This is a genomic window from Paenibacillus jepli, assembly GCF_047238105.1.
Taxonomy (GTDB): Bacteria; Bacillota; Bacilli; order Paenibacillales; family Paenibacillaceae; genus Paenibacillus_D.
Genome location: NZ_JBDFMD010000001.1, coordinates 1,795,843 through 1,817,317, shown reverse-complemented (window position 1 = coordinate 1,817,317; position 21,475 = coordinate 1,795,843). Strand labels below are relative to the sequence as shown.

Sequence of the window (21,475 nt, the reverse complement as noted above, 5' to 3'; positions counted from 1 at the left end):
TCATGGAGAAAGCGAAGCTCACGCGGGTAGTGACGAGGGCGGACCAGCTGTTATACAAATCGGTGCAGGCTGTTACCGTGCTGTTACTGTTCGGTATAGTTACTCTCATCTCGGCGTCCGTTATTACCCGCTGGATTATCTTTTACCCGCTTAACTTTGCGGACGCCCTGGCAAAATACATGCTGATGTGGCTGGCTTTTCTAGGAATGGGTCTGGCCCTTCGATCTGGTGAGCACATCGCAGTCGATATGCTGATTGCCAAGCTGAAGCTGTCGAACAACCGGTTCGTCACCCTGTCCATTCACGGACTGATTTCGGTGTTTTTGCTCGCCGTTGCCTATTACGGGTTTCAATATGCATGGAACGGAAAAGACAGCTACGACCCCTTTGTATTCGGAATTTCGATGATGGTTCCCTATTTGTCCGTTTCTGTCGGGGCATTTTATGCCCTCGTCCAGATCAATCTGGCTCTGATTGCCCGGCGGCTTGGAGGTGACGCATGAGTGCATTGTTAATTTACGTCGTTTTATTTCTTCTGCTCATTGCGTACAGTCTGCCGATTGCTTTTGCCTTAGGTATTTCCACGTTGAGTGTCTTTGTATTAACCGGGCAGCCGCTGGACCTGTTCACGCAACGGATGTGGACAGGACTGGACAAATTTACGCTGGTCGCTATCCCGCTATTCATTCTGGCTGGCGAGTTGATGGGCGGCTCCGGCATCTTGATGCGTCTGATGGATTTTGCGCGTCTGATGGTGGGGCGGGTTCGCGGCGGCCTGTTGTACATCAACATTCTTGTCAGTATGTTCTTCGGCGGCGTCAACGGTTCGGCAGTTGCGGACACTAGCGCCATTGGTTCAATGATGATCAAACCTACTGCCAAAGAATACAACGATCCCGATACGGCAGCGGCCATCACGGCTAGCAGTTCGATCGTTGGACCGGTTATTCCGCCCAGTCTGCCCATGCTCATCTATGTGTTTGCTGCAGGCAACGTATCGGTGGCCGGCATGTTCATCGCCGGACTCATTCCTGGCATCATGCTGGGATTGGCCATGCTCCTCGTTACCTTCTTTATTACGAAGAAGAAGAACTATCCAGCGGACGGCAGACGCTACACATGGGGAGAGATTTTCGTTATTATAAGACGGTTCGCGGTAGCGGCTATCCTGCCGATTATTATGGTCGCTGGCATTGTCGGAGGTGTAGCATCGCCGACCGAGGCTGGCTGTATCGGCGTTTTGTATGCGCTTGCCATAGGATTTTTCGTTACCCGCGAGTTGACGTTCAAGGCGGTTTATGAAGCGATGGTGCGGACGATCGGCATAACGTCCATTGTGATGATCATGATATCCATCGGTAATGTTGCGATTTGGTGGCTGACGATGGAAGGGATTCCTGCTCAGATCAGCAGTTGGTTCCAGGGCATGACCGACAGCAGTGCCTTATTCCTGTTATTAATGATTATCTTTTACTTGCTCATCGGTCTCTTCATTGAACAGGCTGCAGCCATCGTCATGCTGGTTCCCGTCTTTGCTCCACTTGCCAGCACGTATGGCGTAGACCCGCTGCACTTTGGCGTATTCACATGTCTGGCCTTGGCGATTGGACTAATCACGCCGCCTGTAGGTCTGTGCTCGTTTGTAGCCAGCTCGATCGCAGGTATACCGGTACAGCGCGTGTTTCGGGCCTCGACTCCGTTTCTTGTCGCTATCATGTTCATTTTGCTCATTGTGGCGTTTTTGCCGCAGACGTTCTTGTGGCTGCCTCGCATGCTGGGGTTGAGCTGACGAGCCTAAAGGCTCGCAGCGCGGCATTCTCATATTGCTCATATGTGCCGAACAAGAAGGCCTCACCGACATTCGTTGGTGGGGCCTGATTTTTATTACCTAATAATTAGCTATTGAGTCTTGAGCAATTCCCTTAGCCCAGCGTATTGATGATGGATTGCTCGAAGTGCCGGATAAACAACCGGTCAATGCTGCCGAGCTCGCCATCATGGTACGCGATGAACACCTGGCTTGGAGGAAACGGATTGGGATGAACTTCGATTTGCACCATGGAACGTTCGCGAATCTCGTTACGCATGTAGAGCTCGGCCGAAAAATGGACGCCATTGTTGCTCTTAATAAAATGCTTGATCATAGCGAGGTTATTGGTCTCGTATTTGACATGGAAGGGGAGGTTATGCTGGGTGAGGGTCATCTCCAGAAACTTGCGATATTGTGTCGTCTTCTGATAGGTAATCATCGGCTCCCTAAGCGCTTCTTCCAATTGGACGCTCCCCTTGCTGGCGAATGGATGGTCCGGCGAGACAAACAGCTTCATCTGGTCCTGATAGACGGGCTCGTAGATGAGATCGGAACTGTTGCTCGAGAACCGGGTGATGCCCACTTGAAACGTACGGTTTTTCATCAAGCGGACCAGCTCTGAGGAGCTGTAGCAGTAGATTTTTATCGACACATTGGGATGCTTGGTAGTAAAGGAATCGAGCACCTCAGGCATAATACAGGAGGCAAATGAGTTGTTGCAGCCAATCGAGAGCTTGCCAGAAGCGCCGCTCTTTACCTGATCTACAGCCTCGACGCCCTCTCTGAGCGCGCTGGAGACCATCCTCGCATAGGGCAAAAATGCCTTGCCTTCCTCTGTCAGCCGAACCTCCCCTTTGCCGCGGATCAACAATGGATTGCCAAGCTGCTTTTCCAGCTGATTAATCCGGTGCGACACAGTCGGTTGGGGCAGATACAGCTGTTCAGCCGCTGCTTGGAAGCTGCCTGCCTGATATACTTTCAAAAATGTAAGGATCTGTTCCAGATTCATGTTGACCCTCCTTAATCCCTACTTTGGAATTGTTAAATAAACTAACATTACATATTGGTATCCCGAAAATAACATGGAAATAGTTTACTCGATGAGTAACTTTATTTCTCGTATCTACATAATAGCACAAATAAAAGGCGCTTTCATTCATATTTTTAATGCGCTCATTCAGTAATGCTCATTTACGAGTAAAGTTTTTTAACATACCATTAACTCAAGTTAGTTCACACCTCATCTAAAAGGAGCGGTTGCACATGACAGTATCATCATCCTCAGGTTGGGAAGCGTTCATGACGGACAGGGACAAGGAGCACGATCTTGCACGGGGGAAAAAAGCGCCATTCGGATTCGGGAGCAAACCAGCCTTGCTATTGATTGATTTTTACATCGGGGCGCTGGGCCTGACACGCCAGCCATTGATGGAACAGATCAAGACGCATCCCGGAGGGATGGGGCTGGAAGGCTGGGAAGCTGTCGACCGGACCAAAGTGCTGCTTGAAGCGGCCCGCAAAAACGGCATCCCGGTTATCCATGTGACGAAGCTCGACCGAGACAACGTCGTAGGGTGGGCCAATCGGACCGGCCGCAAGAAGCAAGTGGCGCAAACGGAAGCGAAAATGCCGGAGGAGCTCAAACGTCGTTCTGCGGAAATCGTCGCAGAGGTTGCGCCGATTGAGGGCGAGTTAGTGATCCGCAAGGCGGCGCCAAGTGCATTTAACGGTACGGTGCTGCCGCATATGCTTCAAAGCTGGGGCATCGACACCTTGATTGCATGCGGAGAATCGACCAGCGGCTGCGTCAGGGCGACCGTGGTCGATGGCACCTCGTACAGCTTTAAGATGGGTGTCGTGGAAGAGTGCACCTTCGACCGCACGGAGATGTCGCACTGGGTTAATTTGTTCGATATGAACGCCAAGTATGCCGATGTGGTCAAGCTGGAAGCCGCAGTTTCCTACTTTGAACAAATCGCAGCTGAACGTGAGCGTTCGCTGGCCGGCGTATAACGGAGACTCATTATCCTATTTGGGGGGCCTTTACCATGAAAATGAAAATCACGGGTCATCTTGTGCTGCTGCTGATTATCGCCATTGCGCTCTCGGCGTGCGCGGCGAACGAAGTCACCACGCCCGGCAGCAGCCCGGATGCGGGGGCTGGAAGTGTCGCGCCTGCCGTAGACGAGGGTGGTGAGAAGGTGCTGCGTATCCGTTTCTATGACGATCCGGCGGGTTTTGATCCGGCTACCGTATTCCGGGTCGAGAACGAAGCGATCGCCTTCAATGTATTTAGCGGCCTGACCACCTACGATTCCGAGACGGGCGAGATCCTCCCGGACCTGGCTGAGAGCTGGGAGACTTCTGACAACGTGACGTGGACCTTCAATCTGCGGGAAGGCGTTCAGTGGCAGAAAGGCTACGGGGAATTTACGTCCGCTGATGTCGTCTACACCTACGAGCGTATTATGGCCCCGGATACGGCTTCGCCGTATGCCACGGATCTGGCCAACGTCAAATCCTTGACGGCACCGGACGAATACACCGTCGTGTATGAGCTGCATCAGGCCGATGCGAACTTCCTGCATGTGGTGGCGAACTATCACCAGGGGCAGATCGTCAAGCAGGAGGCTGTCGAAGAGCATGGGGAGCAATTCCGCTGGAATCCGGTGGGCACTGGACCCTACGAGCTGGAGAGCATCAGCACCAACTCCGAGATTGTCTTGACCCGCCACGAGGATTATTACAAAGGACCGGCGCCGATCGCCAAGCTGCAATTTATCATTATCAAAGATGAGGAGACGGCAACGATTGCCCTGCAGAACGGGGAAGTGGACATTGCCATGCGGATTAACCGCGACGAGGCGTTGGCTAGATTGGAGCGGGATGGTTTCTCGATGAATGCGCGCATGGACCGGTCTATCTCCGTCAAGGTTTTCAATACCAGCGAGCCTCCATTTGACGATGTGAGGGTCCGTCAGGCTTGGGCGCATGCCGTCGATTACGCTTCGATCTACGAGACGCTGCAGCCTTATCTGGCGCAGGGAACGACGAACATCCTGCCTTCCTGGATGGACGGTTATTCTGAGGAAGTCCCAGTCTATGCCTATGATCCGGAACGGGCCAAGGAGCTTCTTGCAGAGGCAGGATATCCGGACGGCTTTACGGTTACTCAGCCGCTGGTTGCTTCTAATGGCGTCAGAGAAGCGGAACAGCTGGAGCAGGAGTATCTGCAGGCCGTAGGCATCCAGCTCGAGTTCGAGCTCGTCGATGCCCCTGTGTTTAACCAGCGCCGCAACAGCGGTGAGTTCCAGCTGTCGTCGCGGGCGCTGCCGGCGATCAATCCCGACACGATTCTGTTCAGTTATCTGCACCCGGATAACATCGCGCCGAGGGGCCTCAACGGTGCAAGATATGACAATCCCGAGCTGACGAAGAAGCTGGAGGCAGCCCGCGCCGAGGTGGACGCAGAAGCCAGAGCTGAGTTGTATAAGGAAGTACAGCAGATTGCGCTGGCGGATCTTGCCTACCTGCCTACCCAGTCGCTTCATGGCTACTGGCCGAGTCAACCGTATGTGGTGGGTGTGCATCTGAACCCGCTCTCCAAAGTGAACTTCTACGAAGTCGATATCCAAAACTAGGAGGTGGCATCCATGGCTGACTATGCCTTGCGAAAGCTGCTGCAGCTCATACCGACAGTCATCGGCGTTGTTACGCTTGTCTTCATTGCCATGCGTCTGATTCCCGGTGATGCGACAGGCTATATGGCCGGCGACAATCTTTCCGGTGATGCATTGGCAGCCATGAATGAGCGTCTCGGGCTAGGGGTGCCGATCTGGCAGCAATATATCGCTTATGTGACGGGGCTGCTGCAATTTGATCTTGGTACGACGATCGTGACGGGGCTTCCCGTGGCCAAGCTAATCCTTGATGCGCTGCCGATCACGGTGATGATCGCGGTCCTGACGGTGCTGATCTCTTGCATCATCGCGGTGACCATCGGTACGGTGGCCGCATACCTCGCCAATAAGGGCAAGAAGTGGTTTGATCAGATCATTACCTGGCTGACGATGCTGGTGGACTTGATGCCCTCCTTCTGGGTGTCTCTGCTGCTCATGCTGCTCTTCACCCTGACGCTGGGCTGGTTCCCGGCCTCAGGCACGATCAACTTCAGCGATCCCTCTCAAATGCTGCAACGGATCGCACTGCCGCTTATTGTGCTCTGCTCCGGCCAGATCGCCACCATCGCCCGCATCACACGCACCTCCGTACTGGAGGTGCTGGGCGAGGACTATATCCGCACGGCAAGAGCATTCGGACTGCCGCAGCTGCGTGTCGTATTCCGCCATGCGCTGAAGAATGCGGCCATGCCGGTCATTACGGTTGCCGGCCTGGCGTTTGGCAATCTGCTCAACGGGACCATTATTACGGAATTTATCTTTTCCATCCCCGGTATCGGCACCTTGCTCATCAATGGCATCAATAGCCGGGATTACACATTAGTGCAGAGCGTTATTCTCGTCTATGCGTTTTTGTTCATCCTGGTGAACATCATAACGGATTTCATCTACAAGTATATCGATCCGAGAGTTAGACTCTAGCGGAAGGGAGGGATACGCATGAAACGGCGTTTTACGCATCTGGCCCTGGCAACGGTAAGTTACCCGCTCCGGACAATGCCGGGGCTCGGTTGGTTAAGGTCGCTCCTCGGCAACCGGATCGGCTTGATCGGCCTTTGCATCCTCGTGCCGGTGCTGCTGCTGGCAGTGCTTGTGCCGATCCTGCCGATCTCAGATCCGTTCAAGACCAATGTCAGTCACAGCTTGAGCAGCCCGTCGCTGGATCATCCCTTCGGCACTGACAAGCTTGGCAGAGATGTCTTCGCCCGAACGTTGAAGGGTCTGCAGATGTCGTTGTCCGTCGGTTTTCTGGTGGCAGGCATTACGTTGTCGTTCGGACTTTTCTTCGGGACACTCTCCGGTTTCTTCGGCGGCAGACTGGACCGTCTGGTGATGGCAGGCGTGGATATTTTCCTGTCATTTCCTTCGCTGCTTCTCGCCATCGGGCTCGTCGCCATCTTCGGGGCAGGTTTCCTGCCGGTGGTGGCTGCGATCGCGATTGCCGATATTCCCAGGGCGATCCGGCTGCAGCGGTCCTTGGTGCTCAGCATCAAGAACCGGGCCTTCATCGATGCCGCCCGGATGGTATCCGCTTCGCCCGGCTGGCTGATGGGTCGGCATCTGGTGCCGAACACGATCGCGCCAATGCTCGTAGCTGCGAGCATTACAGCTGCCAACGCGATCCTTACCGAGGCATCGCTGAGCTTCCTGGGCCTGGGCATTACGCCACCCGAGCCATCCCTCGGCAACATTATCCGCGAGGGGCAGATGTACATGCAGGAAGCGTGGTGGATCTCGACGCTGCCAGGCCTTGTCATCTTATTAATCGCGATCAGCTTGCATCTTGTCTCTGATGGCATCCGGGAAGTTCTGGATCCACGGGCACGCAAGTCATAATATCTGGTATGAGGAGCGTGATGGACGTGACCAAACCACTGCTGGAAGTTGAACAGTTGCGGACTTATTTTCATACGCGGGACGGTGTGGTCCGAGCCGTCAACGATGTCTCCTTCACACTGAACAACGGCGAGCGGCTGGCCGTAGTCGGCGAGAGCGGATCGGGCAAGAGCGCCATGGCGATGTCGCTGCTCCAACTGGTGAGCTTTCCCGGGCGGGTCGAAGCCGGGCGGGTGCTGCTGGAGGGGCGGGACCTGCTCCGCATGAAGGAGGAGGAGTTGAACCAGGTGCGCGGCGGCGAGATCGGGACTGTGTTTCAGGATCCGATGACATCTCTCGATCCGATCATGTCTATCGGCGATCAGCTCGTGTCAAACATGATTCGCCACCTGCGGCTCCATCCGCGTCAAGCGAGAGAGCGGGCGTCTCAGCTGCTGACACAGGTCGGAATTCCCGATGCCGAATCCCGATTGCGAAGCTATCCTTACGAGCTTAGCGGAGGGATGAGGCAGCGTGTCCTTATTGCGATGGCACTCTCCTGCAAGCCCAAGCTGATCCTGGCCGATGAACCGACGACAGCATTGGACGTGACGATACAGGCGCAGATTGTCGAGCTGTTGAAGGAGATTTCTACCGAGACCGGGATGGCGCTGTTGTTTATTACTCATGATCTTGGTCTGGTTGCGCGGTTCGCCCAGAAGGTAGCGGTCATGTACGCTGGGCGAATTGTGGAATACGGCTCGGTCTATGATTTGTTCCAGCACCCGCAGCATCCCTACACGCAAAGCTTGCTGCGGACGATTCCGAGCATCAAGGGCCCCAGGCCGAAGCGTCTGCTTCAGATCGGCGGATTTCCGCCGGATATGCGCCAGCCCATCGCCGGCTGCCCGTTTGCAGAGCGCTGTCAGGCGGTTGTACAGCAATGCCGTACAGAAGCGCCTGCTCTCGAAGTGAAGAATGGCAGGCAGGTTGCGGCTTGTTGGGTGGATGGGGGCATTGGCGCCGATGCCGCGGAGAGCGGCCAGCCCATCGCCGGTAAGGAGCCGGAGCGCAAGCAGCCGGCAGTTGATGGCGCAAAGCAGGACGAAGAGCCGGTCCTTCGCCTGGAGGGCTTGTCCAAGCATTTTAAGACCGATACATCGATCTTCCGCCGCAAGGGCCGGACGGTTAGGGCGGTGGATGAGATCGAGCTGTCGCTGGCACCCGGCCAGACGCTCGGGCTGGTGGGCGAGAGCGGCTGCGGCAAGAGCACGACGGCTCGCATGCTGCTGCGGCTCGAGACGCCTACCGATGGAGGCATTGTCGTGGAAGGTGTAGATATTGCCAGACTAAAAGGGGAAGAACTGAGAATGTTCCGGCGGAAGGTGCAGATGGTGTTCCAGGACCCCTATTCCTCCTTCAACCCGAAGATGAAAATCCGCGACATTATCATGGAGCCTTTGACGGTGATGGATGTCGGCACCCGGGAAGAGCGGGAGAGCAAGGTGCAGGAACTGATCCGTACGGTCGGCCTTGATACCGCCTATCTGGAACGCTATCCGAGCCAGCTCAGCGGCGGACAGCGGCAGCGGATCGGCATCGCCAGGGCGTTGGCACTGGATTCGTCGATTATTATCGCGGACGAACCGACCTCTGCGCTTGATGTGTCCGTGCGCGCCCAGGTGATCAATCTGCTCGCCGATCTTCGGGAAAGGCTGGGAATCAGTATTTTGTTCATCTCTCATGATCTCTCCATCGTACGGCATATTTCTGACAAGATTGCCGTGATGTATCTTGGCAAGATTGTCGAATACGGCGAAGCCGAGGTTATCTTCGCAGAGCCGAAGCATCCGTATACGAAGGCGCTGCTGTACGCAGCCCCCGTGCCTGATCCGGCAACCGAAGAACGGCGGACCATCCAATTGCTCGGAGGGGATCTGCCCAGTCCAAGCAATCCGCCGCCGGGCTGCCATTTCAGTACCCGCTGCCCGATGGTAACCGACCATTGCAAGCAAGCGCAGCCGGTTCTGATGGAGCTGGAGGATACGCGGAAGGTAGCTTGCTTTTACGCATCCTAACGGACAGACGGAGGACAGACTATGCAGTTGAAGAATCTTGGTGTCGCAGGCGGCGGCATCCATTTTGCCATCGTTGCCATTACCCAGCCGTTTTTCTCGCTCTATGCTTCAGAGCTTGGCGCCTCGACAGCGCTGATCGGATTCATGGTCACGTTGAAGGCATTGCTGCCGCTTTTCATTGCGATGCCTTCCGGTCAACTGATCGACAAGCTTGGGGCCCCGATCATGCTGACCATCGGCAACGGCATTACGGTGATCTCGCTTGCTCTGATGGTGTGGAGTCCGAATCTTCCGGTGCTGGCATTATCGCAGATTCTGGTGGGAGCCGGCACCTTGCTCATGGCCGCTTCGCTTCAGGTTGTTGTGTCCGAGGGCGACAGATCGGAGCGCGAGCGCAACATCGCGAGGTACTCAGCCTGGTCCTCAGCCGGCACGATGATCGGCCCGGTCGTCGGCGGGTTGATCATCACCGCAGCGGTCTCCGGGTGGCTGCCCGGTATCGACGGCAGCGATGGACAGGGGTATAAGTCGGCGTTCCTGTTTTCCCTGGTGATGGCGCTGCTGTTTATGGTCGCAGTGCTCGGAAGGACAAGAAAAGCTGCACGCGAGCGGGTAAGCCTGCCGGAGATCGGCCGCATGCTCGGTCCGAAGAGCGTCCTGCAGAGCTATACCAGCGGTGCGCATCTGATCAAGCATGAGGGTGTTCAGTTCGGCCTGGTCAGCACGTTTCTGATCCATTATTTGCAGGCAATCTGGATGAGCTTTTTCCCGCTCTATATGGACACGCTCGGCTACTCGGCGTTTGTCATTTCCTTGCTGGTGGCGATCCGCGGCTTCGCCAGCTTTATTTCGCGCGCCTTCCTGCCGTGGCTCATGAAGGGGATGTCGCAGCCGGGACTCCTCATCGCGGCGGGCTGCATCGCCGCCGTCTCCCTGTCGGTGCTGCCGATCTTTACCGGGCATGTCTTGTGGATCGGTCTGGTCAGCTTCGTGCTCGGCAGCGCCGTTGGCGTGAACATGCCGGTCAGCACTATGATCATGGTCACAGACGAGAACAGGGGGGAACGCGGACGAATTATGGGCTTGCGTCTGTTTATGAACCGCGTATCGCAGATTGCGGCGCCGGCCATGTTTGGCCTGATGGGTCAAACGATCGGCTTGAGCGCAGCGTTTTACACGGGGGGCGGCGTGCTTTTGGCAACCATCGCCGGCTTCGGATATATGAAGCGATCAACCGTTGCGCAAGCCTCGGTCAAAAAGCAGGAGCCAGCCAAAGAATCGCAAAGCACGCTGCAAGCCTGACACCGCCGCTAGCCCAATTGCAGCTCGCATAATTGAATCTACTTCATGCAGGGGGGGGATGATGATGTCCAGAGTCAGCGCCAACCTGCTCCTTTTCGTCTTGGCCGTCATGTATTGGGTCGGATTCAGTATGGTCAGGCCGATTGTATCCCTGTATTTTAACGAAGTGGGCTACTCCGTAACCGCGATCGGTCTGTTCATGGCGGCACAGGCCGTCATCCCGGTGCTGCTCGCGATGCCGGCAGGGAGCGCGATCGATCGGATCGGCACGAGACGCGCCACGCTTGTCGGCTCGGGCATGCTGCTGGCAAGTGGTCTGCTCTACTGGACCGGCGGCGCGATCGGTTCGGTCCTGCTCATACTGGCCGGGCAGATCATTAGCGGGCTGGGGAGCCTGATGAGCTGGGGAGCGCTGCAAGCGGGAGCGGCCCAGACAGCCAGACGATTTGCGGAGGAGCGCCGCAAAGACCGCATGCTGGCCAATTTTGCTTTCGTCAACTCGCTCGCCCAGTTTGCCGGACCCGTTACGGGAGGCTACCTCTCGGATCAAGGCGGCTATAGCTCGGTGTTCCTGCTCTTCGCCGGACTCGCGGGAGTGTCGCTGCTGCTCGGCCTGCGGCTTCCTGAGCTTGATCAGCGGTGGGCAGCGGTGCGGACGAAGCTGTTATCCTCGGCCAACGCGGCCTGCAGTCATGACGATGATCTTGCCGACGATGATAAGCGCCGTCAGCAAGCTGGCGATAATCCAGGCCGGGGTCGCGGGGTATGGTCCAGCTACGTAAGCGGTTACATTTTGCTTCGCGACAATCGACCGTTTATGATGGCCATAATCGTCAATGGTGTGCTTTTTGTGCTGATTGACATGCAGAGCGCTTTTTTTCCACTTTACCTGTCTGGCGCTGGTCTGAGCAATACGGAGATCGGATGGATGCTGTCGATCGGTGCTGCTGCGTCTATACTGATTCGGCCGTTGGTGGGTCACCTGATCGGCTGGCTCGGGCATCAACGCATAGTCCTCTATAGTATGGTCTTGGGATCGGTTTGCCTGCTCTCCCTTGTTCTCACGCCGCCGCTATGGGTGCTGGGTGTGATTGTTTTTCTATGGGGGATCTGCTCCGGGATGAATCAGCCGATGGCGCTGATCATGGTGGCTCGCACGGTCCGATCCAGTCAGCAAGGCATGGGGATGAGCTTGAGAACGATGTCCAACCGGATCGTCCAGGTTGCCAACCCGGTAGGGTTCGGTATTTTGTCGGGATGGCTGGGATTAACGCTAGGCTTCGGGGCGGTGGGTTGCTTGATGATGGGCGCTTCGGTGCTGGTGCATCGCTTTTACCGTGCCTCGGCTTGAATGCGAGTATCATAGTAGTAATGACCAACCCTGGTGAATTGCACTATACTGAAAGGAGGAGATTTCGTAGAGGAGGACTTTCGTTATGAGAACGGAGCTCACGCATTTGTTTGCGCCCTACGAATTAAAAGGGCATAATATCAAAAACCGCATCGTGATGGCGCCGATGGAGCTGTTGATCCGGCAGACGAGGGGAGGATTCGTCAACGAAGGTCATCTCCGGCACTACGGGGAAAGGGCAAGAAGCGGGATCGGTCTGATCATCGTCGAGGCGACGAGCGTCGATCCACGCAGCATGAACGTAGAATCGCAGCTGGGCGCCTGGTCGGATGAGCATATTCCGGGATTGCGGCAGCTGGCCGCAGAGTGCCGACGTTACGGAGCGAAAGTTATGCTCCAACTGCAGCATCTCGGCGTCCGAATGAAGCAGGATCCGATCGGGCCATCCGCTTTTAGGGACAAGTCGGTACACGCCCGCGAGATGACCCTTAAAGAGCTTCATGCGCTGCAGGATGCGTATGTATCTGCTGTTCAGCGTGCGTATCAGGCGGGTTTCGACGGGATCGAATTTCACGGCGCACACGGCTACCTACTGAATCAGTTCTCGTCGCCGGAGGTGAACAGGCGAGCGGATGGCTACGGCGGCTCGCTGGACGAGCGACTTAGGTTTATAAAAGAGATTTTTGACCGAGCCCGAGCGTCGACGGATGAACGGTTTATCTTCGGCTACCGCATGGGCTGCAATCAGCCTACTATTGAAGAAGGCGTGCGGATGGCTCAGCGGCTGGAGCAGATGGGCATGGACATTATTCATGTGTCCTCCTGCGGCTACTCCGCCTTCCGGCCGGATCTGCCGTCCGACTTCCCGTACAATTGGGTCATTTATGGCGGCAGCTGCATCCGTGAACAGGTGGATATTCCCGTCATTGTCGTCTATGAGATCCGAACGCCGGAGCGTGCGAACGATATCATCGAGCGAGGGTACGGGGATTTTGCGGCCATCGGGAGGGAGCTGATCGTCGACGCCGATTGGGTCAGGAAGGCAGCAGCCGGCGAAGAGATTCGCTACTGCATTCGCTGCCAGCCGTGTGTCATTTTCAGCGGCAAGGATTGCGTCATGCTCTGATTATACAGCTCCACCGCTACCAGAAACGTAAATAACGCTAAGGCCGGTCACCCCAGTCTTAGCGTTATTTACGTTTACAGCGTTTAAGCTTCCACCAGATCCGCACGTTTGACTTGCAGAGGCGGCGGGATCAGCCAGCCCTTTTCTTTATTGAGTCTCAATATTTTCAAGCCAATCGCTGCTTTCGTAGCATGGTACTTGGCAAACAGCGTAGCGATATCCTCCCGTACAGCCTTGGCCATGATCTGACTGCAATTGACCAGTCCCAGGGCTGTATCGGCTGCGATCATCGAAGCAATCTCCTGATCCGAGAGCTTGACGCCGACCGGTATATCTTCGAGTTTGACCGCCGGCCTTGCCGGAAGAGCCGGAATCGGAGCGATCCCGTTATGGGTCAGGATCGTATCGCATTCGCTGGCTTCCAGCTCCGCTTGGTCGATGATCTCTTCAAGAATCTTCTTCAGGTCATTGTCTCCTGCGTGGTAGCTGCTGGCCCGGTTGGCTGAGATACAGCCTTTGGCCACAAGTGAGAACTGCCAGACATCGTAGATCTCGCCGTAGTGAAGCGGTTCGTCTTTCGGATTACCACTTAAAATCCCCATCTTGAATCATCTCCTATTTTTACATAATTAATTTAGAAAACAGCGCTGGAAGAAAATGCAATTAACTCCTGTACGCTTGTTGATGATAAGGCGAAGTTTGCTGTTGAGCGTTAAATGCGAAGGTGTTGCTCATGGTGGACTGCTCGACTTGCTGACAGATTTGCAGGGCGTGCTGCATTTGCTGCATCGCGGTTTGATGGCCTTGTAGAGCAGTCTGAATTACTTGTACAGCGCTTATTTCGCGTTGTGCCAGCTCTTCCAGACGGGCCGCATTTTGCTGTTCTTGCTGCAGCAGTTGTTGGTACGTATGGGAAGCTTGTTGCGTTTGCTGCATCAATTGGTTGATGATTTGCTCGCACTGCTTGATTTGGTTGGTGAACTGTTGGTTCATCTTTTTAACCCTCCTCAAAAGTAATGTTGTGCCAGAGAGTAGGATGCTCACAGGTCCACTTTTCTATCCCGTTTTTTTGTGAACTGAACGGGATATATTTGACTTCGAGAGGCAATTTATTGCGCCTGCTCCAGCTCTTCGGTCTCCTTCGTCTCATGAAGGATCGGATTGCGCTTGACCTTGACCTCCTGGAACGTAATCTTGTTGGAGAGGATATACTCCGGCGTCTTCCGGTGAGCGTGGGACTCCCGGAAGGCTTCGCTCCTTGTCCAGTTCTGGAAGTCTTCTTTGGTCCGCCACCGGGTGACGACCGATACCTCATCATATTCCTTGAGATTCTGCGTCAGCAGCACCTCCAGGCCCAGAAAGCCCTCCATCGCTTCGACCTTGCCGATCCGGTCGAAACGCTCGATCAGCTTGTCGCCGTCCCCCTTAGTAATCTGCGAGATGTTCGTTACGATAATCATCGTTGTTTCCTCCTCTATCGTGTGAGTAACCGGTATGATGACCGGGTATTGCCCTTCAAAACTGACGCTGGCCTCGATCTCGTACACCTCTCTGAGGAAGCCGGCATGGATCACTTGCTTCGGTGGACCTGAGGCGGCGATCTCGCCGTCCTTCATGGCGATCAGATGGTGACAGAAGGCGGCGGCATGCTGCAGATCATGCAGCACCATGACGATCGTGATGCCGTGATCCTGGTTGAGCTTCGTCAGCGTGCGCATCACTTCGAGCTGGTGCGCGATATCCATGTAGGTCGTCGGTTCGTCCAGCAACAGGATGCCGGTCTTCTGGGCGAGGGCCATCGCGATCCGGGCCTTTTGCTGCTCGCCGCCGGAGAGCGTGTGGAACATGCGGTCCTCGTGCCGCCGGATGCTCATCACCCGCATCGCCCAGTCGACGATCTCTTCATCCTCGGGCGTGAGTCCCTGCCGCAGCAGCCGCTTGTAGGGCGCCCGCCCGTAGGCGACCAGCTCGCGCACGGTCAGCTCCGGCATCATATCCTTGGCTTGCGGCAGCATCGTCAGCGTCCGGGCGAACTGGCTCATTGTATAATCGTCGGCCGGTCTGCCGCGGACTTCGATCCGGCCAGCGGCAGGCTGCAGCAGACCGGTGATCAGCTTGAGCAGCGTCGACTTGCCGGAGCCGTTAGGGCCGACGATCGCTGTGATCCGCCCCGCAGGGAGCTGCAGCGAGAGATCGGGGAGCTCGAACATCCCCGCTTCGTAAGCCAGGTTAACCGTCTCGATTGCAGTCATCGCCATGCGCTCCTTTTTCTGAGAATGTACAGGAAGAACGGTCCGCCGATTACGGCCAGCAGGATGCCGACCGGCAGCTCGACCGGATCGAACCAGCTGCGAGCGGCGGTGTCCGCGAAGACGACAAGCGCCGCCCCGCCTGCCATGGACAGGGGCATCAGATAGCGGTAGTCATCGCCGATCAGCAGCCGGATCACATGCGGCACGACCAGCCCGACGAAGCCGACCAGCCCTGCCACGCTGACAGCTGCGCCAGCGAGCAAGGAAGCAAGCAGGATGAGCAGCAGCCGCTGCGTCTCGACCTTTTGCCCCAGCAGGCGGGCCGAATCATCGCCAAGCAGGAGCAGATTTGCTGGTTTGATCGCCAGCAAGGCCAGGATCAAGCCGATCCCCGCATAAGGGGCCATAAACGAGAGATGATGCCAGCTGCGGCCGTTCAGACCGCCGGACAGCCAGGGCAGCACGGCCTGGACGCGGTCGCTGTAGACGACCATCATCCCGTTCATCACGGCGCCGAGGATGGCATTGACCGCCACGCCGGCAAGCACGATCTTGACAGGCGACGTGCCTTTATCCCAGGCAAACAGATAGATGACCAGCGAGGTGGCGAAGGCGCCGATAAATGCGGCTGCCGGCAGCAGGTAGCTGAACTGGGGCAGCACGACCATCGTGATGACGGCAGCCAGCCCGCCTCCCGCCGACACTCCGATAATGCCCGGGTCGGCGAGCGGGTTGCGCATGACGCCCTGCAGCAGAGCGCCGGATGCGGCAAGTGCGGCGCCCGTCAGCAATCCGACAAAGATACGGGGCAGCCTCAGATCTATCAGGATCGTCGTATACGGCGTGACTGCACTCGTTGTAAATGCGGTCCAGATCTCATGGAGCGGGATCGTCACCGATCCATAGGCTAGGCCGAACAGGGAGCTTAACAGCAAGAGGAGCGGAGCAGAGAGAAGCATCATTTTTCTGCGCTTGGTGCGTTGTAGTTTGTTCATGTCATTCCCTTCAAGATGAGGCAAGGCCCAGCTTCTCGTGCATGAGCGCCAGCGCTTCGACGATCCGGGTGCCCGGATTGGTCCCGAACAGGTCGGCGGGCAGTACCTCGATCCGCTCGTGGATGACCGCATTGATACGGTTCCAGGCGCTGTTTACCTTCATCTCCTGGTGGAAGCTGGCCTCGACTTCATCGGGCTTGCCGTGCGTCAGGATGAATATGTAATCGGGATTGGCCTGGACGATCCGTTCGCTGCTGAGCTGGGCATACTGCGGGTAGCTCTGCAATCTCGGGTAATCCGACGCGATGTTGATGCCGCCTGCCGTCTCAAGGATGTTGCCGCTAAGCGAGTTGGGCAGCGCCGCCATGAATGTCCCCGGCGCTCCATAGACGAGGAGCGCCCGCGGGCGCTCGGCATCTGCGAGCTGGTCGTTGTAGCTGGCGGCTGCAGCATCGATCTCGGCGATCAGCTCACGGGCTCGCGTTTCCTGATCGATCAGCTGCCCCAGCAAAGCGATCTGCCGCTGGATATCCGCGATTGAGTTGGCGCTGGTCAGGACGACCTGAGCCCCGATACCTTCGAGGACCGGGATGTCCTTGGTATTCATCGGATGGTGTCCGAGCACGATGTCAGGACGAAGCAGCGTGATGCGCTCCAGATCCACCTCGTGCGTGCTGCCGATCTGCGGCACGGCTGCAGCGGCAGGATCAGACGGCGGGCGATCGGTAGTCGGTCTGCCTGTGAGCGTGCCGCCCAGAGCGTAGATGATGTCGGTCTCGCCATTGCCCAGAGCGACGATGCTTGATGGCGTGGCGTCCAGCACAATCTGACGCTCTGCAAAGTCGGTGAGGACGGTGGTGCTGGCCCCCGGCACGAGTAAACGGTCGGGACCTGCGCTGCTGCTGCAGCCTGCAGTGAGGAGTGAGGCAAGCAAGACGGGCACAGCCAGCCAGATAGGCTTCACAGGATCAACTCCCTCTGGGTAGAAGTAGCAAATGATACTGATAATCAATATCACAAACATGATAATCCTTCTCATTTATGTTGTCAACAAAAATTTGGAAATTGTTGAAATGCTGCTGCTGCTCTCTGCTAAGCCATATCTGCTGTTGGGCCCAGAAAGAAGACAACCGATATTTTTGCATTAAATGTAGCGTAAAAATCAAGCGCAAAAACGGGTTGACGGGAAGGAAAAAAGTGGAGTACTATTTTGAGGAACTAGCAAGAAGAGGTGAGCTTGAGCGTAAAGCTCTTCTTTTTTCAAGATTAATTGAGAATGATAATCAACAATAATCACTTGATTATCAGTATCATGTACCGGAGGTGAACACTGATTCTTATGCGACGTAGGTTGTCCCAGTGGGTCCTGCTGGGGTTACTGTGCAATCTGATGCTAGCCGGGATCGCGCATGCCGGGCCGCTGGACAATGGTGTCTATACAGCGGATTATACGGTGCTCAAAGCGGAGGATGACTCCGCATCCATGGCCAACGACTACTGGGAAAAGCCCGCCAGAATCACTATGAAGGACGGCCTTGCTACGATCCAGCTGACAATCAACCACAGCAAGTGGGTAACTGAATTCAAGGTGCCGGGCGGCGGAGGATATGTCGATACCAGGATCATCAGTACCGACGAGGCCAGCGACAAACGAACCGTACAGTTCGCCGCGGCCGATATCTCCCAGCCGATCCTGTCGAAGATTCATGTGACGGTAGCCGAGATCGATTATGATCATGACTATACCATCCGTCTGGTCTTCAAGCCTGAGAGCATCCAGTTGATCGAAGCGGCGGAATCGCCAAAGAACCCGGATCCGCCGGCAGAGACTGCATCGGCGGCCGAGCAGCCGGCAAGTCCGGCTAAGCCGCCAGCCGCAGCCGAACAACCGGCAGCCGGGCAGGTCGGCGGCAGCAAGCCGCAGGAGCCTGCGGCTTCGGCATCATCGGTCCCCCCTCCTCCGGCGACGACAACTGGCACTGTCAGCCAGGATAAGCCGGCTGCGAGCGCCGCTCCCGCTGAGGAGCCGCCCGCAGCTGCTGCCGGTCCCGGCACGCCGGCTGAGGAAGGGGCTGGCACCAGTGTTGCGGCTGAACAGACGGGGACAGCTGCAGCAGAGCCGGCCGTCACGGAGCCCCCTGCAGAGGAGGCCGCTGCTCCGGAGACGGACACAGCCGTCCAGGAAGAAGAGTCTCCTGCAGCGGAACCCGTCGGCAGCTCCGAGACAGAGCAGTCTGCCATCGCCTTGTCCGCTGCTCCGGCGCAAGCCGGCGATTCATCAAGCAGCGCCAAGCTGTGGCTGTTCGTCGGCATCGCCGTTACCGGAGCTGCCATCCTCGCAGCAGCCGGTATCCTGATCTACCGCCGGCGGCTTGCCGCCCGCGAAGTGTAATCCCTCGAGTCTGGCCGTGCGTCGTCCGCAATGTCCGCGGAAGGCGGTGAGCTGTGCAGCTCCGGCCAGCCTCACTTATCCATCATAATCAAAGGAGTATGAAAACAAGTGACAATACGCAAATCGTTTCGGTTGATATCCCTGGCGGCAGCTCTGCTCGTTCTGCTGTCCGCCGTACATATCCCGCCAGCCTCCGCAGAGCCTGAGCCTCTGGAGGATGGCCTCTACGGCATCGAGCTTCTGACCTACTCGCACGGTACCGATAATATCTCTGTGATGAACGACTATATCGGCAATGCTGCGGTGCTGGAGGTCCAAGGGGACAAGAAAACCGTCCATGCGCTCGTACGATCCAACAACTGGATCAGGGCGCTGAAGGTTGGAGCCGCTGCCGATGTTCTGGAGGATGTGGAATTTCTGACACCAGAACAACCGGTTGCAAGTCTGAAGGGTACGGTAGAAGATGTTCTTGTGTCGCGCACTTATGCTGCGGTGAGTTTTCCTGTAGATGAGTTGGGCGATTACAACTACGAGGTGTTTACCCATGTCGTTATCCCGAATGGGTTGCTTCCCTTTCCTTATGACCATACCTACGACGTTCACATCCGTGTAAGTGAGCCATTGCACACGGTGACTAACCCGACCGGCGATATCGAGCAGCTTCATAACGCTATAGCAGAGGCAGAGCAAGTGCTCATCGCAGGACGCGACCACTCCTCGTTTAATCCGGCAAGCAGTGCTGACGGTTCCCTGCAGAACAGCCTCATTTTTGCAAAAGCTGTAGAGAAGCTCCCGGGCGCAACGCCGCTGCAGATCGCAACCGCACACCATTACTTGACGCACGACGGGGCTGAGTTCGGACATTTGTACCCGGCCACTGGCGAATCCATCACCATCCAGGGTGTACACGCGACTAATGATTACGAAGCTTCGACGATGAACAGTTACCTGCTGTATCCGAATGTCATCATCGAAGACGGCGTGACGACGGTTCGACTGACGCTCAGAGATCATAGCTCCATCCCGAGCTTCAAAGTTGAGCAGAACGGTGAACTGGTGGAGGCCGCTACCCTGAGTGTCGACACGCAAGCGAATACCCGGCGGGTAAGCTTCCCAATCGCCAGTCTTCAGGATGAACTGGACGCCGCGGTTTCGATCTCCATAGGAACTTATAATCAAACCCGTGAATTCCGTATCATCTTCAACCGACCGCTGGACCGGACCGAGCTGCTGGCCGAAGTAACAGCAGCACAGACGCTGCATGACCAGGCAGTGACCGGCACAGCCGCCGGACAGTATCCGGCAGCTGCCAAGACCGCGTTAAGCACAGCTATTGCCAAAGCCAAAACAGACGGCAGCATGCTCTCTACACAAGAGAAGGTGGACACTGCCGTTACCGAGCTGAAGGCAGCGGTCACGACCTTCAGAAATGCTGTTGTCGCTCCAGATAGCGGCGGCGGTCCGGTTACGCCTCCGGTTGGCGGTTTGACTGACGGCAAATACAACATCGGCTTCCGTATCCTCAAAAATGGGACATCCGAGACCTCAGTCATGGATGGCTTCCTCTACCACCCAGGAAGACTGCTTGTGCAAAACGGCAATAAAACCGTCATGTTGAAGCTCAGTGAAAGCGACAAGATTACTTCCTTTTCAGTGGGGGGGTCAGCAGTCGGTGTGGTTGAGTCGAACAGCGGAGCAAATACCCGCTGGGTCAGCTTCCCGGTCTCGAATCTGGACCAAAAGCTAAGTGGCCATGTGACCATTCACTGGCCTGCCGCAAATTACAACAACAAGGCATACGATATTCAAATTGAGCTTTATACCCCAAGCAAGGTGGAGGAATGGTCAGAGCCCGGTTCCCCCAATCCAAACGTGCCGGATGGCCCAGGCTCTGGAGGTGCGGACAACCCTAATCCTCCGGCGACAGGCGGAGGCGGCGGAGGCGGCACCGTTACAACGCCGACAGAGGAAGAAGAACAAGACAGCGAATCCGGGACGGATACGCCTTCCCGGCCTGGCGGTTCGAACGGTTCAAATGGCGAAGGCAATGAGACGCCTGTAACGCCACCTGCGCCATCGGTCGAGTTCACGGACACGGATACGCACTGGGCATATCCGTCGATCGCCAGAGCCACCCAGCTAGGCATCATCAACGGCTATACCGACGGTACCTTCAAGCCCAATGCCACCGTCAACCGGGCGGAGTTCGCGGCGATCATCAGCCGCGCCTTCGAGCTGCAGCTGAATACGCCAAGCGCTTCGTTCAGCGACTGGAACAGCGTCCAGGACTGGGCAAAGCCGTTTATTGAGCAAGCAGTAGCCGCAGGCATCATCAACGGCTATGAAGACGGCTCTTTCCGTCCTGGCCAGCAGGTGAGCCGCACCGAAATCGCGGTGATGATCGTCCGGGCGCTAGGTCTGCCTACGGATGCGGCGGCTGCCCTGAGCTTCCGGGATGCGTCGCAGATTCAGGCCTATGCCCAGCCTTCCATCGCTGCAGCCGCCCAGCACGGGCTGATCGAGGGCCTCGGCGACAATACGTTTGGACCTCAGGCGCCAGCTACTCGTGCCCAAGCCGTGACCCTGATCCTGCGTGCACTGGATTACTTTGCCGCAGCACAGTCCGGACAGGCGGCTTAACCACCTGCACAGCAGGAAGCACATGCTTCAACCA

Annotated in this window: 18 protein-coding genes; 12 read left to right on the top strand and 6 right to left on the bottom strand. The window is 56.5% G+C overall.

All coding sequences use genetic code 11. The features are described from left to right. Positions 1 to 2: 2 nt before the first annotated feature. Positions 3 to 503 carry a TRAP transporter small permease gene (locus ABC336_RS08205; RefSeq protein ID WP_413238192.1) on the top strand — a complete coding sequence of 167 codons (501 nt, stop codon included), beginning with the start codon at positions 3 to 5 and terminating at the stop codon, positions 501 to 503. Continuing rightward, positions 500 to 1,789: a TRAP transporter large permease gene (locus ABC336_RS08200; RefSeq protein WP_413238191.1), complete on the top strand. Its 1,290-nt coding sequence runs from the start codon at positions 500 to 502 to the stop codon at positions 1,787 to 1,789. The genes ABC336_RS08205 and ABC336_RS08200 overlap by 4 nt, the downstream gene beginning before the upstream one ends. A 133-nt stretch (positions 1,790 to 1,922) precedes the next feature. On the opposite strand, the gene ABC336_RS08195 is transcribed toward ABC336_RS08200, so the two are convergent. Further along, positions 1,923 to 2,819, bottom strand: a complete 897-nt coding sequence (locus ABC336_RS08195) for a LysR family transcriptional regulator (protein WP_413238190.1) — start codon at positions 2,817 to 2,819, stop codon at positions 1,923 to 1,925. Between the two features lie 254 nt (positions 2,820 to 3,073). Here ABC336_RS08195 and ABC336_RS08190 point away from each other — a divergent pair, with 254 nt between their 5' ends. From ABC336_RS08190 to ABC336_RS08155, 8 genes are all read left to right on the top strand, one after another. After that, positions 3,074 to 3,823, top strand: a complete 750-nt coding sequence (locus tag ABC336_RS08190) for an isochorismatase family protein (RefSeq protein WP_413238189.1) — start codon at positions 3,074 to 3,076, stop codon at positions 3,821 to 3,823. 35 nt (positions 3,824 to 3,858) lie between these two features. Beyond that, on the top strand, positions 3,859 to 5,451 hold the full coding sequence (locus ABC336_RS08185; protein ID WP_413238188.1) for an ABC transporter substrate-binding protein: 1,593 nt from the start codon (positions 3,859 to 3,861) through the stop codon (positions 5,449 to 5,451). A 12-nt stretch (positions 5,452 to 5,463) separates the two neighbouring features. Then, the gene (locus tag ABC336_RS08180) at positions 5,464 to 6,411 is read left to right on the top strand and encodes an ABC transporter permease (RefSeq protein WP_413238187.1); all 948 of its coding nucleotides are present in this window, start codon (positions 5,464 to 5,466) and stop codon (positions 6,409 to 6,411) included. A gap of 18 nt (positions 6,412 to 6,429) precedes the next feature. After that, the gene (locus ABC336_RS08175) at positions 6,430 to 7,326 is read left to right on the top strand and encodes an ABC transporter permease (protein WP_413238186.1); all 897 of its coding nucleotides are present in this window, start codon (positions 6,430 to 6,432) and stop codon (positions 7,324 to 7,326) included. Positions 7,327 to 7,352: 26 nt separating this feature from the next. Continuing rightward, on the top strand, positions 7,353 to 9,383 hold the full coding sequence (locus ABC336_RS08170) for an ABC transporter ATP-binding protein (protein WP_413238185.1): 2,031 nt from the start codon (positions 7,353 to 7,355) through the stop codon (positions 9,381 to 9,383). 21 nt (positions 9,384 to 9,404) lie between these two features. Further along, positions 9,405 to 10,685: an MFS transporter gene (locus ABC336_RS08165; RefSeq protein WP_413238184.1), complete on the top strand. Its 1,281-nt coding sequence runs from the start codon at positions 9,405 to 9,407 to the stop codon at positions 10,683 to 10,685. Positions 10,686 to 10,743: 58 nt separating this feature from the next. Next, complete coding sequence (locus ABC336_RS08160) at positions 10,744 to 12,036, top strand: MFS transporter (protein WP_413238183.1); 1,293 nt, start codon at positions 10,744 to 10,746, stop codon at positions 12,034 to 12,036. An 85-nt stretch (positions 12,037 to 12,121) separates the two neighbouring features. Then, entirely contained in the window at positions 12,122 to 13,162 is a 1,041-nt protein-coding gene (locus ABC336_RS08155) for an oxidoreductase (RefSeq protein ID WP_413238182.1), read from the top strand. An 83-nt stretch (positions 13,163 to 13,245) separates the two neighbouring features. Here the strand turns inward: ABC336_RS08155 and ABC336_RS08150 are convergent, their stop codons facing one another. The 5 genes from ABC336_RS08150 to ABC336_RS08130 form a co-directional block, all read right to left on the bottom strand. Further along, positions 13,246 to 13,764, bottom strand: a complete 519-nt coding sequence (locus tag ABC336_RS08150) for a DUF3231 family protein (RefSeq protein ID WP_413238181.1) — start codon at positions 13,762 to 13,764, stop codon at positions 13,246 to 13,248. 61 nt (positions 13,765 to 13,825) lie between these two features. Then, the gene (locus ABC336_RS08145) at positions 13,826 to 14,155 is read right to left on the bottom strand and encodes a hypothetical protein (RefSeq protein WP_413238180.1); all 330 of its coding nucleotides are present in this window, start codon (positions 14,153 to 14,155) and stop codon (positions 13,826 to 13,828) included. 116 nt (positions 14,156 to 14,271) lie between these two features. After that, on the bottom strand, positions 14,272 to 15,414 hold the full coding sequence (isdG, locus tag ABC336_RS08140; protein ID WP_413238179.1) for a heme oxygenase: 1,143 nt from the start codon (positions 15,412 to 15,414) through the stop codon (positions 14,272 to 14,274). After that, positions 15,411 to 16,409: a FecCD family ABC transporter permease gene (locus tag ABC336_RS08135; RefSeq protein WP_413238178.1), complete on the bottom strand. Its 999-nt coding sequence runs from the start codon at positions 16,407 to 16,409 to the stop codon at positions 15,411 to 15,413. Before ABC336_RS08135 ends, isdG begins: the two co-directional genes overlap by 4 nt. 10 nt (positions 16,410 to 16,419) lie before the next feature. Further along, complete coding sequence (locus ABC336_RS08130; protein ID WP_413238177.1) at positions 16,420 to 17,373, bottom strand: ABC transporter substrate-binding protein; 954 nt, start codon at positions 17,371 to 17,373, stop codon at positions 16,420 to 16,422. Positions 17,374 to 17,748: 375 nt separating this feature from the next. Between ABC336_RS08130 and isdC the strand changes: the two genes are divergently transcribed. Continuing rightward, the gene (isdC, locus tag ABC336_RS08125; protein WP_413238176.1) at positions 17,749 to 18,801 is read left to right on the top strand and encodes a heme uptake protein IsdC; all 1,053 of its coding nucleotides are present in this window, start codon (positions 17,749 to 17,751) and stop codon (positions 18,799 to 18,801) included. Between the two features lie 108 nt (positions 18,802 to 18,909). Next, positions 18,910 to 21,441: an NEAT domain-containing protein gene (locus tag ABC336_RS08120; protein WP_413238175.1), complete on the top strand. Its 2,532-nt coding sequence runs from the start codon at positions 18,910 to 18,912 to the stop codon at positions 21,439 to 21,441. Positions 21,442 to 21,475: the final 34 nt, after the last annotated feature.

Bases quoted from the DNA above. Each gene is read 5' to 3' on its own strand.
- ABC336_RS08205 (WP_413238192.1), top strand. From the start codon at position 3: ATGGAGAAAGCGAAGCTCACGCGGGTAGTGACGAGGGCGGACCAGCTG.
- ABC336_RS08200 (WP_413238191.1), top strand. From the start codon at position 500: ATGAGTGCATTGTTAATTTACGTCGTTTTATTTCTTCTGCTCATTGCG.
- ABC336_RS08195 (WP_413238190.1), bottom strand. From the start codon at position 2,819: ATGAATCTGGAACAGATCCTTACATTTTTGAAAGTATATCAGGCAGGC.
- ABC336_RS08190 (WP_413238189.1), top strand. From the start codon at position 3,074: ATGACAGTATCATCATCCTCAGGTTGGGAAGCGTTCATGACGGACAGG.
- ABC336_RS08185 (WP_413238188.1), top strand. From the start codon at position 3,859: ATGAAAATGAAAATCACGGGTCATCTTGTGCTGCTGCTGATTATCGCC.
- ABC336_RS08180 (WP_413238187.1), top strand. From the start codon at position 5,464: ATGGCTGACTATGCCTTGCGAAAGCTGCTGCAGCTCATACCGACAGTC.
- ABC336_RS08175 (WP_413238186.1), top strand. From the start codon at position 6,430: ATGAAACGGCGTTTTACGCATCTGGCCCTGGCAACGGTAAGTTACCCG.
- ABC336_RS08165 (WP_413238184.1), top strand. From the start codon at position 9,405: ATGCAGTTGAAGAATCTTGGTGTCGCAGGCGGCGGCATCCATTTTGCC.
- ABC336_RS08160 (WP_413238183.1), top strand. From the start codon at position 10,744: ATGATGATGTCCAGAGTCAGCGCCAACCTGCTCCTTTTCGTCTTGGCC.
- ABC336_RS08155 (WP_413238182.1), top strand. From the start codon at position 12,122: ATGAGAACGGAGCTCACGCATTTGTTTGCGCCCTACGAATTAAAAGGG.
- ABC336_RS08150 (WP_413238181.1), bottom strand. From the start codon at position 13,764: ATGGGGATTTTAAGTGGTAATCCGAAAGACGAACCGCTTCACTACGGC.
- ABC336_RS08145 (WP_413238180.1), bottom strand. From the start codon at position 14,155: ATGAACCAACAGTTCACCAACCAAATCAAGCAGTGCGAGCAAATCATC.
- isdG (WP_413238179.1), bottom strand. From the start codon at position 15,414: ATGACTGCAATCGAGACGGTTAACCTGGCTTACGAAGCGGGGATGTTC.
- ABC336_RS08135 (WP_413238178.1), bottom strand. From the start codon at position 16,409: ATGAACAAACTACAACGCACCAAGCGCAGAAAAATGATGCTTCTCTCT.
- isdC (WP_413238176.1), top strand. From the start codon at position 17,749: ATGCGACGTAGGTTGTCCCAGTGGGTCCTGCTGGGGTTACTGTGCAAT.